Raw genomic sequence first — 14,215 nt, 5'->3', positions numbered from 1 at the left:
AATCACATGTTCCCCATAATGCTTAACTGAACGGTATTGCACCATGGGGCGAGGTTCAGCGTGGCCGAAAACTATGCTTCCTTAGCATCCGGAAGCACAATGTTACTGGCGGCAAGCTGCCCCATGTTGTTGTACATTGCACAGGCGGCTTCAACAATCGGCATCGCCAGCGCGGCCCCGCTGCCTTCGCCCAAACGCATCCCCATATTGAGATACGGCTCCAGTTCAAGATGCGCCAGCGCGGTGCGAGCCCCCTTCTCGGCGGAGAAATGTGACGGGATCAGGTAAGGTTTAATCTGCGGCGCAATCTGGCAGGCCGCCAGCGCGGCGGAATAAGAGAGAAAACCGTCCAGCACGACCGGCAGGCCGCAGGAGGCCGCCCCCAACATCACCCCCGCCATGCCGACCAGATCAAACCCGCCTACCTTAGCCAGCACATCGATACCGTCATTACGATCCGGTTGATTGACGGCAATTGCTCGCCGCACAACATCGACTTTATTGCCTACTCTTGAAAGCGGCAGGTTAGCGCCGATACCCACCACATCCTCGGCATCGCTGCCGGTCAGTACGCTGACGATTGCCGCCGCTGGTGTCGTATTTGCCATACCAAGTTCACCGACGCCAAACAGCGTTACGCCATCTTTGGCCAGCTCATGGGTATAGAGGATAACCTCCAGCAGCAGCTCCTCGGCCTGCGAACGACTCATTGCCGGGCCTTGTGCAATATTGCCGCAGCCGCGCGCCACGCGCATATTCACCACGCCAGGGATAAGCTCAGCATCGATGCCGACATCAATCACATGTACCTTTGCCCCCGCCTGAGCGGCAAGCACACAAACGCCTGTCGTGCCACGCGTCATATTAGCAGCCTGAATAGCCGTGACGATTTTAGGCGAAACGGCAACCCCTTCATCCCATACACCGTGATCGGCGCACATCACCAGCATCGCTTTGCCATTCACATGCGGTACGCCCTTCAGACCCGGCATTCCGGCCAGTTGCACGGCGAGCGACTCGAGCCGACCAAGACTTCCTGGCGGTTTAAGCAAGCCATCGACATGCTGCTGTGCACGCAGCATCGCAGCACTATCAGGTGAAGGGATTGCGTGGAGTAAAGAGGTTAAAGTCTGCATAAGGGTTCCAGTATGTTGGCTGACTCAGAGCAGAGCCAGCAGGAAAATCAACTCGCCAAGTTCAATGGCAGCGCCCAGCGTATCGCCGGTTTGCCCACCCAACGTGCGTTTTAATAACTGCCCAAGAATAAAAATCGCCACCATCGTAACAACCAGCGCCGCCACGCCGCGCATGCCAGGAAGAAGCACGGCAGCCAGGATCGCCGCAAATCCCAACGTGATGCAGGTTTGACGCCCGGTGACTTTACCGATAAAGACGTTGCCCAGCCCTTCTTCGCGAGCGTAGCGATGTCGATACATCAGCAAAACAGCGGTACCCCGCCCGGCGACACAAGCGGCTGCAAGCGCCGCCAGCATCGGCGTGCCCCGCAAAGCCAGTTCGCTCACCACCAGCACTTTTGCCAGCAACACGAAAATTAACGCCAGTCCACCGTGAGTCCCCAGGCGGCTGTCACGCATGATTTCCAGCATCCGCTCGCGTCGACGGGCCGAAAAAATACCGTCACAGGTATCCGCCAGACCGTCGAGATGAAATCCCCCGGTCAATAACGCCAGCGTGAGGACTGCAAACAGGGCCGCCAACGGCACCCCACACCAGGGCTGCAGCGCCATAAAGACCAGCCCCGTCAACCCTCCCAGCACCACGCCAATTAGCGGAAACATCACAATGCCACGTGAATAGTGCTCGAAATCCAGTCCTTGCGACCAGCGAGCAGGAACGGGCAAGCGACTAATAAAAGAGAGCATTGCCCAGAACAACTTACTCATTTAATTTTGACTCCAATTCCTGATACCACCAGCCAGACCTCATCAGCCGCCGCCGCCAGTCGCTGGTTCACACGTCCTGCAATATCGCGAAAATGCCGTGCCAGACGGTTCTCCGGAACAATCCCCATTCCGACTTCGTTAGTGACCAGCACAACCCTGGCCGGACAACGCTGACAGGCCGCAATCAGCGAACGAATTTCATCCTCAATAGATTGCTCCATCGCCGCGTAATCCCAGCTATCCGGGTCGCTATCACCGCCCAGCGCAAACAGCAGGTTAGTCACCATCGTGGTGATGCACTCCAGCAGAATGGCTTCTTGTGGATCGTTTGCTGCCGTAATCAGTTCATCGAGATGTTGCCAGCGTTCGGCTGTCCGCCAGTGCGCAGGACGTCCGTCACGATGATGCTGAATTCGCGCAGCCATCTCCTCATCAAAAATCTGCGAAGTCGCGATATACAAAACGTTTGGAGAATCTGCGATCAGCGCTTCCGCATGCCGACTCTTGCCGCTTCGCGCGCCGCCAGTCACCAGAATCATCATACTGGCTCCCGGTGTTGCTGCATGATGGTATAAATTTTCTCAATATCGATGTGTTGCCGCATCGCATCCGCCAGCAGATCAAACTGCTGCGATTTATATTGCGCGTAATGGAAGGTGGAATCCAGCGGCGCTAACCCTTTACGTTCTCGCAGGCCATTAACCAGCGCACGGGTAAATTCATCGCTGTCGAACAGACCGTGAAGATAGGTGCCGAACGCCAGGCCATCGGCAGTGACCGCGCCATCAGCCACGTTACCGCCGTCTTTACGCAGCGTCATCACCGACCGGCATTCTTCAGTTAATGCCGTTTCGCCCATATGAATTTCATAACCGCGAACGGATAATCCCGCGGTACCCACCAGCCAGTCCGGCAGCGAGGAGGACATTTGTCCTTCAACCAGGGTCGTGGTTTTGTGCTGGGCAAAATGCGTTACGGTATTGAGCAAGCCCAGACCCGGCAACGTACCGAGTCCTGACTCAACTTCATCAATGATGGTTTCGCCGAGCATTTGATAGCCACCGCAAATCCCCACTACGGGTACGTTATTACGATGTAATTGCACCACGCCATGCGCCATCCCGCTTTCACGCAGCCACACCAGATCGCCCAGGGTGTTTTTGCTGCCGGGCAGAATCACCAGATCGGCCCCCGCCAACTCTTCAGGCTGGCGAACATAGCGCACGCGCACATCCGGCTGTGCGGCAAGCGCATTGAAATCAGTAAAGTTAGAAATGTGTGGTATCTGAACAACGGCGATATCGATGTCGCGTTTGTCTGTGCGCAAATATTTGCCCTTTTGCAGCGCAACGCCATCTTCATCTTCCAGATCAACGTCCAGCCATGGCATGACGCCCAGGACCGGAACGCCGGTCAGCGCTTCAATTTGCTCAATCCCGGAATACAGCAACGCCACATCACCGCGAAATTTATTGATGATCACCCCTTTTACCCTCGCGCGTTCATGGTCGTGCAGTAGCGCCAGCGTGCCGTAAATGGAGGCGAACACCCCGCCGCGGTCGATATCCGCCACCAGAACGACAGGGCACTGCGCCATTTCTGCCATCCCCATATTGACGATATCGCGATCGCGCAGGTTAATCTCAGCCGGGCTTCCCGCCCCTTCCAGTACCAGCACATCGAACTCCTGCGCCAGACTGTTATAAACAGACAGGATTTGATCCCGTAGTTTCGGTTTGTACTCGTGGTAGCTCACCGCATCCATATCGGTTGCCACTTTGCCCATCAGCACAACCTGCGCTTTACGATCGCTGGTCGGCTTAAGCAGCACCGGATTCATACGCACATCTGGCGTAATACCGGCGGCCTCAGCCTGAAAAATTTGCGCGCGGCCCATCTCTTTGCCCTCTGGCGTAATGCCAGAGTTCAGCGCCATGTTCTGCGATTTGAACGGTGCGGTACGCAGTCCATCCTGATAAAAAATTCGACACAGACCGGCGACCAACACGCTTTTACCTACATCAGATGCCGTTCCCTGCAACATTATTGCCTGCGTCATGACGCCTCCTTCAGTGCGTTCTCTCGCATACAGCTAAAAAATTCAGCCTCTGTTTTACACAGCGGGAAGCCCAGCTCGGTATGCAGCTTCACCAGCCAGGGCTGAGTTAATCCCGCTTGTTCAATAAGATCCGTCCGGGCAAACACATCACCCGACGAGCCGTGCGTTAGCACTTCACCCCGGCGTAAAACGTACACTGCATCGCTGACTTCATAGATAAGATCGATATCATGGCTGGAGATAACCACGTGGTTTCCTTGCGCTACGATGCGTTTGATTATCTCAATCATCTGCGTGCGGCCTGATGGGTCAAGGCCCGCAGTAGGTTCATCCAGTAGCAAATACTGCGCCTGCAACACCAACGCCCCGGCAATCGCCACACGTTTTTTTTGCCCGTGACTTAAACATTGAATTGGTTGATGGCGAAAATGCTGGGCATCGACCAGCGTGAGCGCATCATCCACCCGGCGGGAGATTTCAGTCTCATCTACCCCAAGGTTGCGCAGGCTGAAGGCAATATCGCTGTCGATATCGGTATAAAAAATTTGCTGATCGGGATCCTGAAATACGGTTGCCACCTGCTGACGCAGCGCCAGCAGGCCGCGCTTGCTGTAATCCAGCGGTTTGCCTTGCCACATCACCGCGCCTTCCTGCGGGCGCAGTAAACCACTCAGGTTCATAAACAGCGTGGATTTCCCGCAGCCATTAGCACCGACCAGCCCGGTGACGGCATGCGTTGAAAAGTCCAGCGTTAGCCCTTTGAGGATCGGGTCATCCTGATAGCGAAACCAAAGCGCTGAAGTGGCAAGCATACTTTTCCTTACAGGTGAAAATCACCCTGATACAGTTTGATATCCAGTGTGGTGGTCATTTGCTGGTAGCGGATCAACACGCGGGTAAACAGCAATCCCACCAGCATCGCCAGCGAGCGATAGCCCAACGGCAAGCTACGATAACCAAAACGTAGCGTTTGTGCGCGATGAATAGCCAGCGCCTCGTCTAACAGGATAAAAATAAAGCGCCAGGTTAGCAGGATCTGCTCAGTGAGCAGGCGAGGAACGTGCGCGCGTTTGAGTAAGATAATTAATTGCGGAAACGGCAGATTCAGGACCAGCCAGAACGTCGCCGCCAGCGCAGCCAGGCTGCGCCAGAAGGTTTCATTGGCGGTGACAAGCCCTGGCGCGCTAACGCCTAACCAATAGCTTCCAACGGGGATGCTGGCCAGCAGCGTCTGCGGATCGCGGCTAAAACTAAACAGAATGGTCACGACGCCGACCGTCAGAAAACCAAACGGTAATGCCATCCAGCGACACCAGCGCCAGAAGGAAATGCGCAGCAGCCAGCAGCTCAGCGCGGCAATCAGTAACAGCTCAATACCCTGCCCCAACGGGGGCAGAGTAAACGCCAGAATCATCATCATCAGCCAGAGCAGAAATTTCCGCACGGGTGAGATATGAAACCAGCGGCTTTGATAGCTAAGCCTGTCAAGCCCGGTCATCACGGCGTTGCCTGCCCTTGGTGTAACCCAGAATGTAGAAAATCACGGCTGCGCCCAGCGATCCCTGGAGCGTAAACAGCAGGCTTTCAATCTCACCGCTTGCCGGTTCATACAAGGGCTGGAACCACGGCTCATAATGTGGGGCAATTGCCTGAATCTGACTCTCCGCCTCACCGTCTGAGCCGCCGTACTCTCCACCATGGTTGATAAAGAACGGCAGGATCACCAGCGCCACTACCATCCCTAACAAAATCAGCGTCTTTTTCATCGTTAATGTCCTTGAGCGGTAGTCAACTGCCGTTTGGTTAACTGGTCATAAATCATTACGGTGAGCAGACCTTCCGCTATCGCAATTGGGATCTGCGTCAGGCAGAAAATCCCCATGAACTTGATGATTGAACCCGTAGCACCAGCGGATGGGTCCGGGAACGCCACGCCCAGTTGCACCGAGGTCACGAAATAGGTGACGAGATCCGCCAGCATCGCGCACAGGAAGACGCAAACATCACGACGCAATCCCGCACGGCAGGCCATTTTCCACACCATGTAACCCACCACCGGGCCAATCACCGCCATCGACATGCCGTTAGCGCCAAGCGTTGTCAAACCACCGTGCGCCAGCAACAGCGCCTGGAACAGCAGGACGATTGCCCCAAGGATTGCCACCACGCCCGGTCCAAACAGGATAACCGCCAGGCCTACCCCGGTAGGGTGCGAACAACTTCCGGTAACAGAAGGAATTTTCAGCGCCGACAGCACAAAAATAAACGCGCCGCACAGAGCCAGTAATACTTTTTGGTGACTATCTTCCTGCACGATTTGGCGCAGCCGCACCAGCCCGTACCACAGGCACGGTAAAAACAGCAGCCACCAGGCCAGCGCCCACATCGGCGGCAAGAAACCTTCCATTATGTGCATGGCGAACGCTTGTTCAGGAACAACCATCAGTAATAGCGCCGCAGCCAACCCGCTGAAAGACAGCTGTTTTAGCTGTTGTTCAAGCTTCATTGTGCATACTCCCACTGTTTATTGACCAGAATGGTCGAGAAATAAGGCAGCGGCTGATCGTCGCTCACCTCATCGAGATGACGCCAGCACTGTTCACCCGGCAGCGTGGCTTCAGACATCATCAATGCACAGCCCAACAAACCCTCTTGTTGCAGCAGCGCTTTGATGCGCGCAAAACGACCGTATACCTTCATCAGCACCAGACTGTCATGCTGCTTTAACGCCTGCTGGATTTCCGCTTCCGGCGCGGTACAGGAGACCACGGCCAGTGACTGTTGCTCCATGGCGAGCGGCGTTTTTGAGCGCGCTGCAATCGCAGCAAAAGAGGTCACGCCCGGGACGATTTCTAACCAGTCAGGACAGCCAATACGCTGGAGTAAAAAAACCCAGGTGCTGAACAGCATGGCGTCGCCGAGAGTAATAAAGCCCACCTGCTTACCCGCTTCGACTTCCTGAACCAGCGCGGCCGCAACGTCATCCCATACCGCCTCTTTTTCAGCGCTGTCAGCACTCATAGGAAAATGGCAGCAACGAACTTCGGTCTGCTCACCGATATATTCACGTACGATCGACAGCGCCAGACTGTCGCCACCTTTACGCCCGGCGGGCGCATAGAGAATATCCAGCGTACCCAGCGTGCGTGCGGCCCGCACGGTGATAAGATCGGAAGCGCCTGGCCCGGTGCTTAATGCGTACAGTTTTCCGCTCATGCTGCTTCCTCCAGCGCCACATTAAGCGCCTGTTGTAAATGCGCCACGAACATAGCGCGAACCGCCGGATTCTCGCCCAGACCACTGAGCCACGGCGTAGCCGGTATCCCGGCCGCATTGAACAATGTTTTCCAGGAATCCTCTTCGTCAGAGGCCATATCATTGATGGCATGATCGCCAGCAACTAACATCAGCGGCATCAGATGCACCGCCGTCACCCCTTCCTGAGACAAACTTTCAATCAGCACATCGACTTCCGGGTAGCTTTCCACCGCCCCAACCCGCGCCGGGTAGCGCTGTGCCGTCATCATATGGTCGAGGCAGGCATAGGCGGCAAAGGCATGATGGCTGGCACCGTGTCCCATAAACACCACTTTTTCATTTTCGCCAAGCACCGGCATTTGCTGTTGCAGCGCCAGCATCAGCTGGGCGTAATCGTCATGGCTGCTCAGCAGCGGAACACCCAGCGTCAGGCGAGAAAAAAGCGGGCGCATGCTTTGCACTTCGCGGACAATTTTTTCGTATTCATCACCGTTGATAATGTGCAACGACTGAATAGCCACGTCCTGATACCCCTGCTCCGCCAGCTTTTGCAGCGCCTGCAGCGGCGTGTCGATCTCAATGCCGTCGCGCTGCTTGAGCTTGCGGATAATCATCCCGGAGGTAAACGCCCGGAACAGGTCGCGGTCAGGGCAACTGGCTGCGAGATCGCTCTCGCAAGCCACAATATTTTTCTCACAGGTGTCGTGATAGCTGGTGCCAAAGCTGACCACCAGAAGCGCCTTTTTCATCTCTAACTCCTTAAGCAGCGGCCAGCCAGCGCGTTAAACGCGCCCCAAAGGCGGCCTGACTTTCCAGTAACTCTTCTCCCGTCACCAACGGTGCCGGACGTGTAATCACGATGCAGGGGATACCAGCATCCAGACAGGGTTGAACTTTCTCCTGATAACCACCTTCCGCACCGGATGCCTTAGTGATCACCACATCAGCCTGACACTGGCGATAAAACGCAGCGTTGAACTCGGCGCTAAACGGCCCGCACAATGCAAAAATCTCACCGACGCCAAATCCCAGGTCCGCGCATTGCTGAATAACCTCGGGTACAGGCAGGACGCGCGCCAGCAGCGTTTTTTCAGGCAACCCTTCGCGCCAGATAGCCAGATCTTTACTGCCGGTCGTCAGCAGCACGCGGTCACCGAAGCGGCGCGCAACCTCGCAGGCTTGCTGAATACTCTGTACGGTATAAAGCTGCGGATGGGTTAAACCGCTCAACTGCTCAGGACGCTGATAGCGGCTCAGCAGTACCCCCGCTGCTTCGCAGGCGTTCATGATGTTGCGGCTCACCACCTCGGCATAAGGATGCGAGGCGTCTATCACCCAGCGCGTCCGATTTTCCTGTAGCCAGGCAATCATTTGTTCGCGCTCCAGACGCCCGCAGCGCACCTGACCTTTGATATCTCCCGCCAGCTGCTTCCCCGTTGGAGTCGCAACTGACAGGGTGTAGGCCACATTGGCTGCGTCCAGTTGCTGGCACAGCATGCGCGCATCGCTGGTACCGCCCATGACCAACACATCACCGTAATTCACAGCACATAACCTCGTGGCGTGATCATCAGGCCGTCCTGAACATAGGTTGTTTTGTTGCCAACGATCACAAGGCTGGTCATATCAACCGGTTCAAAGTCCATTTCCCCCAGGGTGGTCAACCATTTTTCCTGTTTTTTACGTCCGGCTGACTTCACAATACCCACCGGCGTTTGCGCGCTCTTACTGGCAGAAAGCAGCTCAAATGCGCGCGCCAGATGTCCTTCGCGACCCCGACTACGCGGGTTGTAGAAACAGATTACAAAGTCTGCTTCGCCGGCAGCCACTATACGTTTTTCGATAACTGGCCACGGTGTTAACAGATCGCTCAAGCTGATGTGGCAGAAGTCGTGCATCAACGGCGCGCCCAGCAAAGAGGCGGCGGCAATGCTGGCCGTCATTCCTGGGATCAGCCTGACCTCAACATCCAGCTTTTGCTTGCTGACCAGCTCAAGCACCAGCCCGGCCATACCGTAAATCCCTGCATCACCGCTGCTGATCAGCGCCACGTTGTGGCCCGCCTGCGCCAGTTCGATCGCCGCCTGGCAGCGTTCAATCTCTTTGCACATCCCGGTTTTGATCACCTGCTTGTCGCCAGTAAACGCTTTTACCAGGTGGGTGTAGGTTTTATAGCCAACGATGATTTCCGCTGCCTGCAATGCTTCAACGGCTTCCATGGTCATCATTGCCTGCGAGCCAGGGCCAATTCCAATTACGCTTAACATCAGTGTGAAACTCCCAAAGTGATAGTGACGCCCTGTTCTCGCAGGGTCTCGCCTAACAGTTTTCCGTGGCTCAGCAGCCAGGCTGCAGGACCGGAAACGCTTCCTGTACCCACCGTTTTGCGAACAAACGATGAGGCCGGGAAACGGTGTTCATGCTCACGCAGCGCGTCAGCAGTAAAGGTTTCGAAAGGAACGCGACAGCACGAAGCCAGTTGGATAAGTCCCTGTTCATCTTTTTTCAGCGTGATACTGCCAATCGCTTTTAGCGCCAGCGGATCGAGCTGCTGGGCTTCGAGTTGCCTGGCAAGCAGCGCGGCCAGCAACGGGAACGGCGTGTCACGACGACAACCAATTCCGGCCACAACACGTTGTGGCACCAGCTTCCAGTGCGGAACAGGCAGATCGGGCAAGTTGGTGCGTAAGGTGATACACACCAGCGCATCCAGTTCAGGAAGCTGATTGAGATCGGTTACCGTGATAAAACCGCGCCGGTCGCAATGACTGACATCCTGCGTCAGTTCATCATCCCACCACAGCCCAACCCGCTTATTACTGACCAGCATCTGATTAACGATCTTCACCGCCGAACGGAAATCACACATCCGGGCATTCAGTTGAAATGCCAGCGTATCCAGTGCCGCCATATCGTTGACATCCGTCGCAGTGGTGATCACCGGATCGGCGCCCAACATGCCCGCCAGATACCGCGCCAGCGCATTGGCACCGCCCGCGTGACCGGAGAGCAGGCTGATGACATGCTGGGCGCGTTCATCAATGACCACCACCGCCGGATCGCAAAATTTGTCGTTAACCAGCGGGGCCAGCACGCGCACCGCAATGCCGGTCGCACCGATAAAAATCAGCGCCGAGTAATTCGCAAACGCTTCGCGGGCGGTATTCGCAAAGCCGTTTTCGAAAGGAATGAATCCCTCCTCCAGCAGCTTTTCACTGGTAAAACAGGTAACCGGCAGCATGGCCGCCAGACGTTTTGCCAGCGTAACGCCTCCCGGGGTCAGGCAAAAAAGCGCAATTGACTCAGGCTTTACGGTATTCATGGCTAAAGTCCGCCGCATAGAGTTTGGAGTAGTGATACTCCGAGCCCAGGAAATTACCGACCAGAATAAGGGCCGTTTTACGGATGCCCGCATCACGAACCTTGTCGCCAATATCCGCCAGTGTACCGCGCACGGTCTGGCTTTCCGGCCAGGTTGCCTTGTAGATCACCGCCACGGGCGTGGTCGCCGGATAACCGCCTTCAATCAAACGCTCGGCCACACGATGAATACGCTGAACGGACAGATAAATCGCCATAGATGTCTGGTGACTGGCAAATGACTCCAGCTGTTCGCGCTCCGGCACCGGCGTGCGTCCTTCCAGGCGGGTAATGATCAGGCTCTGTGAGACCTCAGGCACGGTATACTCAACGCCCAACTCCGCCGCCGCACCAAGGAATGCGCTGACGCCGGGCACCACCTGCCAGTCAATCCCGCGTTTGGTCAGTTCCTCGCCCTGCTCGCGCACGGAACCGTACAGCGAAACATCGCCGGTTTGCAGACGCACCACGGTCTTACCCGCTTTCACTCCGGCTTCCATCAGATCAAGGATCTGCTCCAGATGCAGTTCAGCGCTGTCGTGGCATTCAGCACCAGCAGGGCAATATTCCAGCAATTCCGTGTTAATCAGCGAGCCGGCGTAGATAACAACCTGCGCCTGCTGTAGCAACCGGTAACCTTTGAGGGTAATCAGCTCGCGATCGCCAGGACCTGCGCCAACAAACCACACGCTACGGGGATCAAAAATCTCAGACATGGTTTCCTTCCTTCTGACAGGCGATAACAAATACGGGGTTATTCGGTTTGAAATAGTGACCACTGCCAAGCGTGGTAAGCGAGGAAACCTGTAGCTGCAGGCAATCCACTCCCGGTACGCCAAGATGGTCCAGATGTGCCAGCGCGGTGTTGAGGTTTTCCTGGAGGATGAATGTCATCACCAGCCGCCCTGCGGGATGCAATTGACGCATTGACCAGTCAATCAGTTCAGTCAAATGGCCACCGCTGCCGCCCATGAAAATAGCGTCGGCTTTTTCAGCGATGGTCATCGGTGCAACACCGGGAAAAATGTCGATGTTTGCACAGGCAAAATGCTGGCGGTTTTCATCCAGCAACCTGAGCGCCGCCGGGTTACGCTCGATTGCCGTCACGCGCAATCCAGGGTATTGCAGCGCGGCTTCTATCGACACGCTGCCGGTTCCCGCGCCAATATCAATCAGGTGACTGGCGCGGTGTAATTCAAGTTTTGAGAGGGCAAGTGCACGTACCGCTTCTTTGGTCATCGGCACTTTCTCTCCACGTAGAAACAGCTCATCTTTCATCAAGGATCACCACTGCATTCATGTCATAGTCGGCGTTAACTTCGTTCACAGGCAGGAAATGGATCCGTTCGTTTTCCATTGCCAGGTTTTCGCCAATCACCATCCAGCGATGTCCCTTGCCTCGTGCAATGAGCTGCTGCGCAATTTCACGCGGGCCGCACTGCGCATCTGTCACCATAGCCACCTTGTTATGTCGCGCCAGTTCATCGAAACAGACGCTGCGACCATGGCTACTGGTCAGCCACATATCATTCATATCAATACCGGACTGCGCACACAGGTACTGCACCGCGCTAATACCGGGAATAATGCGCACATTTTCAATACCGAAATGCGCCACCATGCGCGTCCCGATGCCGTAAAACAGCGGATCGCCAGATGCCAGCACCACAACGCGTTGCTCCTGGTGCGCGCAAATCCAGTTCAAAAGTTCGAGAATATTGGCGCCGAGAACAAACTGTTCACCGGTAAAATCCGGGAATTGCTGCAAATGTCGCTTTCCACCGACCAGAACATCAGCCGTTGCGACCGCTTCGCGCGCAGCAGGCGTCATCAAATGCAAACCGGCTGGCCCCATCCCTACAACGGTTAACATTGCATCTCCTCAGCAATCTCTGCGACCGGGCGATTACTTCCAAGCACCTGATTATCAAAAGAGAACATGATGGCGTCACAGGTCGGGGGATTTTTGGTAAAGCGCAACGTTTGCAGGACGCGCATACAGATGCGCTTAGCCAGATAGTTGTAAATGTGCTGAAAACCGTATGCTTCTATGTGTTCCATCGCCGCCTCGGTGGTATCGCAGTCGCTGACCAGCGTGAGCAGTTCCAGCGGCGCCCCCAGTAACGCGAGGTGGGCCACCAGCGTTTCCATGCGAGCATCGGCAATATGGCTGTGGGTATGAAAGATCCCCGCCGCAATTTTGACGAGCTTACCAGGGTGTCCCACCAGCACAATTTGTCGGAACCCCAGACGTACGGCTTCTTCAATCATGTAGCCGACAAAATTGCTCATAGTGACCACAACCTGGGTGTCGATCCCCATCTGCTCACGCACAAAACGTTCGCCGTGGTTTCCTGGCACCAGTACGACACGCTCCAGCCCCGCCGCTCGCTTAATTTCCAGCTCCAGCGACAGTGAACGTTTCCAGCTTTCTTCAGACATCGGCGTGACGATCCCAGTCGTACCAATGATCGAAATGCCGCCCAGAATGCCAAGGCGGGAGTTGTAGGTTTTTTGCGCCCGCTCTTCGCCTTCCGGCGCGAAAATTTCAATTTGCGCCCCACGATTCGGACCAATCGCCTCACGAACCGCAGACTCAATGGTCTGGCGAGGTGTGCGATTAATCGCCGAACTGCCCACTGGCAGGCCGATCCCTTTGCGGGTTACCGTGCCAACGCCTTCCCCGCCCTGAAGGGTTATCTCTTTGCTATCGTTTAACGTCACGCGGGCAAAAATCAGCATGCCGTGAGTGGCATCCACATCATCGCCACCGTCTTTGCGGATGGCGGCTATCGCCTGCTGTCCTTCGATATGCGGTGACTCTACGTTCAGACACAGCGTCACACCTGATGGCGTCACGATAGAAACCTGATGGATCAGGTGTTGGCGCAATACCATCAGCGCCGCCACTTTTGCCGCCGCCGTCGCGCACGATCCCGTGGTATATCCTTTACGCAGCGCTTTACCGTTGTGCCACACAGGCGTATCGAAGGACTCGCTCATCGCGCCCCCTGCATGTGATAAAGCATGGCGTTGACGATCGCGGCGGCGACGTTACTTCCTCCTTTACGACCTAACGCAGCAATGGCGGGCAGATTGCTTTGGGTCAGTGCATCTTTCGACTCTTCTGCACCGACGAACCCAACCTGTACACCAACTACGCCACTGACGGCCACATCATGCTCAAGCAGGCGGAACAGCGCTGTCGGCGCGTTGCCAAACACAAACAGCTTTTCACCCTCTTCCTTCACCGCAATGTCAACGGCCGCCATTGACCGGGTAATGCCCTGCTCTTTTGCCGTCCGCACGACCCGCGGGTCGCTGATGTAGCAGCGGCATTCGCCACCGAATTTTGCCAGCAGCGTTTTATTAATCCCGGAAAGGGCCATAGTGGTATCGGTATAAATCACGCTCGAACGGCTAAGCGCCGCACAGAACTGCTCCAGCACATCACTGGAAAACCACAGAATGTCCAGCCAGTCGAAATCCGCTGTCGTGTGAATGACCCGCTTGATAATGGCTTCATGTAACGGGCTGGCAAACTGATAGTCCGGGCGGGTTTCACGGATGATCTCGCCAATAATGTCGAAACTTTTGGCCTCAATCGCCTGGGGTTGCTGGATATATTGCATTG

General features: G+C 55.7%; 18 protein-coding genes. All 18 read right to left on the bottom strand.

The window, feature by feature from the left end; all coding sequences use genetic code 11:
• Window positions 1–71: 71 nt before the first annotated feature.
• Genes cobT through HV302_RS09615 form a run of 18 tightly spaced genes read right to left on the bottom strand, consistent with a single transcriptional unit; the run spans window position 72 to window position 14,213 of the window.
• Window positions 72–1,136, bottom strand: a complete 1,065-nt coding sequence (gene cobT / locus HV302_RS09700; RefSeq protein WP_181627262.1) for a nicotinate-nucleotide--dimethylbenzimidazole phosphoribosyltransferase — start codon at window positions 1,134–1,136, stop codon at window positions 72–74.
• A gap of 24 nt (window positions 1,137–1,160) precedes the next feature.
• Window positions 1,161–1,904, bottom strand: a complete 744-nt coding sequence (cobS, locus tag HV302_RS09695; protein ID WP_016156858.1) for an adenosylcobinamide-GDP ribazoletransferase — start codon at window positions 1,902–1,904, stop codon at window positions 1,161–1,163.
• On the bottom strand, window positions 1,901–2,446 hold the full coding sequence (gene cobU / locus HV302_RS09690; RefSeq protein WP_016153512.1) for a bifunctional adenosylcobinamide kinase/adenosylcobinamide-phosphate guanylyltransferase: 546 nt from the start codon (window positions 2,444–2,446) through the stop codon (window positions 1,901–1,903). Before cobU ends, cobS begins: the two co-directional genes overlap by 4 nt.
• Window positions 2,443–3,963 carry a cobyric acid synthase gene (locus HV302_RS09685; protein WP_181627261.1) on the bottom strand — a complete coding sequence of 507 codons (1,521 nt, stop codon included), beginning with the start codon at window positions 3,961–3,963 and terminating at the stop codon, window positions 2,443–2,445. The genes cobU and HV302_RS09685 overlap by 4 nt, the downstream gene beginning before the upstream one ends.
• Window positions 3,960–4,775, bottom strand: coding sequence for an energy-coupling factor ABC transporter ATP-binding protein (locus tag HV302_RS09680; protein WP_181627260.1), 816 nt, complete (start codon window positions 4,773–4,775; stop codon window positions 3,960–3,962). The genes HV302_RS09685 and HV302_RS09680 overlap by 4 nt, the downstream gene beginning before the upstream one ends.
• An 8-nt stretch (window positions 4,776–4,783) precedes the next feature.
• The gene (locus HV302_RS09675) at window positions 4,784–5,461 is read right to left on the bottom strand and encodes an energy-coupling factor ABC transporter transmembrane protein (protein ID WP_181627452.1); all 678 of its coding nucleotides are present in this window, start codon (window positions 5,459–5,461) and stop codon (window positions 4,784–4,786) included.
• Complete coding sequence (locus HV302_RS09670) at window positions 5,448–5,729, bottom strand: energy-coupling factor ABC transporter substrate-binding protein (protein WP_006683999.1); 282 nt, start codon at window positions 5,727–5,729, stop codon at window positions 5,448–5,450. Before HV302_RS09670 ends, HV302_RS09675 begins: the two co-directional genes overlap by 14 nt.
• Window positions 5,730–5,731: 2 nt before the next feature.
• Window positions 5,732–6,469 carry a cobalt ECF transporter S component CbiM gene (gene cbiM, locus HV302_RS09665; protein WP_181627259.1) on the bottom strand — a complete coding sequence of 246 codons (738 nt, stop codon included), beginning with the start codon at window positions 6,467–6,469 and terminating at the stop codon, window positions 5,732–5,734.
• Entirely contained in the window at window positions 6,466–7,179 is a 714-nt protein-coding gene (locus HV302_RS09660; RefSeq protein ID WP_016156863.1) for a cobalt-factor II C(20)-methyltransferase, read from the bottom strand. Before HV302_RS09660 ends, cbiM begins: the two co-directional genes overlap by 4 nt.
• Window positions 7,176–7,970, bottom strand: a complete 795-nt coding sequence (gene cbiK / locus HV302_RS09655; RefSeq protein ID WP_019077091.1) for a sirohydrochlorin cobaltochelatase — start codon at window positions 7,968–7,970, stop codon at window positions 7,176–7,178. The genes HV302_RS09660 and cbiK overlap by 4 nt, the downstream gene beginning before the upstream one ends.
• 10 nt (window positions 7,971–7,980) lie before the next feature.
• A complete protein-coding gene (locus HV302_RS09650) occupies window positions 7,981–8,766 on the bottom strand; it encodes a cobalt-precorrin-6A reductase (protein ID WP_016156865.1) in 786 nt (261 codons plus the stop codon).
• The gene (locus HV302_RS09645; protein ID WP_003030278.1) at window positions 8,763–9,488 is read right to left on the bottom strand and encodes a precorrin-3B C(17)-methyltransferase; all 726 of its coding nucleotides are present in this window, start codon (window positions 9,486–9,488) and stop codon (window positions 8,763–8,765) included. The genes HV302_RS09650 and HV302_RS09645 overlap by 4 nt, the downstream gene beginning before the upstream one ends.
• Complete coding sequence (cbiG, locus tag HV302_RS09640) at window positions 9,488–10,543, bottom strand: cobalt-precorrin 5A hydrolase (protein WP_016156866.1); 1,056 nt, start codon at window positions 10,541–10,543, stop codon at window positions 9,488–9,490. Before cbiG ends, HV302_RS09645 begins: the two co-directional genes overlap by 1 nt.
• Window positions 10,524–11,297, bottom strand: coding sequence for a cobalt-precorrin-4 methyltransferase (locus tag HV302_RS09635; protein ID WP_003030275.1), 774 nt, complete (start codon window positions 11,295–11,297; stop codon window positions 10,524–10,526). The genes cbiG and HV302_RS09635 overlap by 20 nt, the downstream gene beginning before the upstream one ends.
• Window positions 11,290–11,859, bottom strand: coding sequence for a decarboxylating cobalt-precorrin-6B (C(15))-methyltransferase (locus tag HV302_RS09630; protein ID WP_016153521.1), 570 nt, complete (start codon window positions 11,857–11,859; stop codon window positions 11,290–11,292). The genes HV302_RS09635 and HV302_RS09630 overlap by 8 nt, the downstream gene beginning before the upstream one ends.
• Complete coding sequence (locus HV302_RS09625) at window positions 11,849–12,454, bottom strand: cobalt-precorrin-7 (C(5))-methyltransferase (RefSeq protein ID WP_019077093.1); 606 nt, start codon at window positions 12,452–12,454, stop codon at window positions 11,849–11,851. Before HV302_RS09625 ends, HV302_RS09630 begins: the two co-directional genes overlap by 11 nt.
• The gene (cbiD, locus tag HV302_RS09620; RefSeq protein WP_181627258.1) at window positions 12,448–13,584 is read right to left on the bottom strand and encodes a cobalt-precorrin-5B (C(1))-methyltransferase CbiD; all 1,137 of its coding nucleotides are present in this window, start codon (window positions 13,582–13,584) and stop codon (window positions 12,448–12,450) included. Before cbiD ends, HV302_RS09625 begins: the two co-directional genes overlap by 7 nt.
• Window positions 13,581–14,213 (bottom strand): cobalt-precorrin-8 methylmutase, encoded by a 633-nt coding sequence (locus HV302_RS09615; protein WP_181627257.1) that lies wholly within the window; start codon window positions 14,211–14,213, stop codon window positions 13,581–13,583. Before HV302_RS09615 ends, cbiD begins: the two co-directional genes overlap by 4 nt.
• Between the last annotated feature and the right edge of the window lie 2 nt (window positions 14,214–14,215).

The sequence above is a fragment of the Citrobacter sp. RHBSTW-00859 genome, from assembly GCF_013729795.1.
In the GTDB taxonomy this organism is placed as follows: Bacteria; Pseudomonadota; Gammaproteobacteria; order Enterobacterales; family Enterobacteriaceae; genus Citrobacter; species Citrobacter braakii.
Note: the sequence above shows the minus strand (reverse complement) of the source record. Positions and strands in the feature narration are given on the sequence as shown.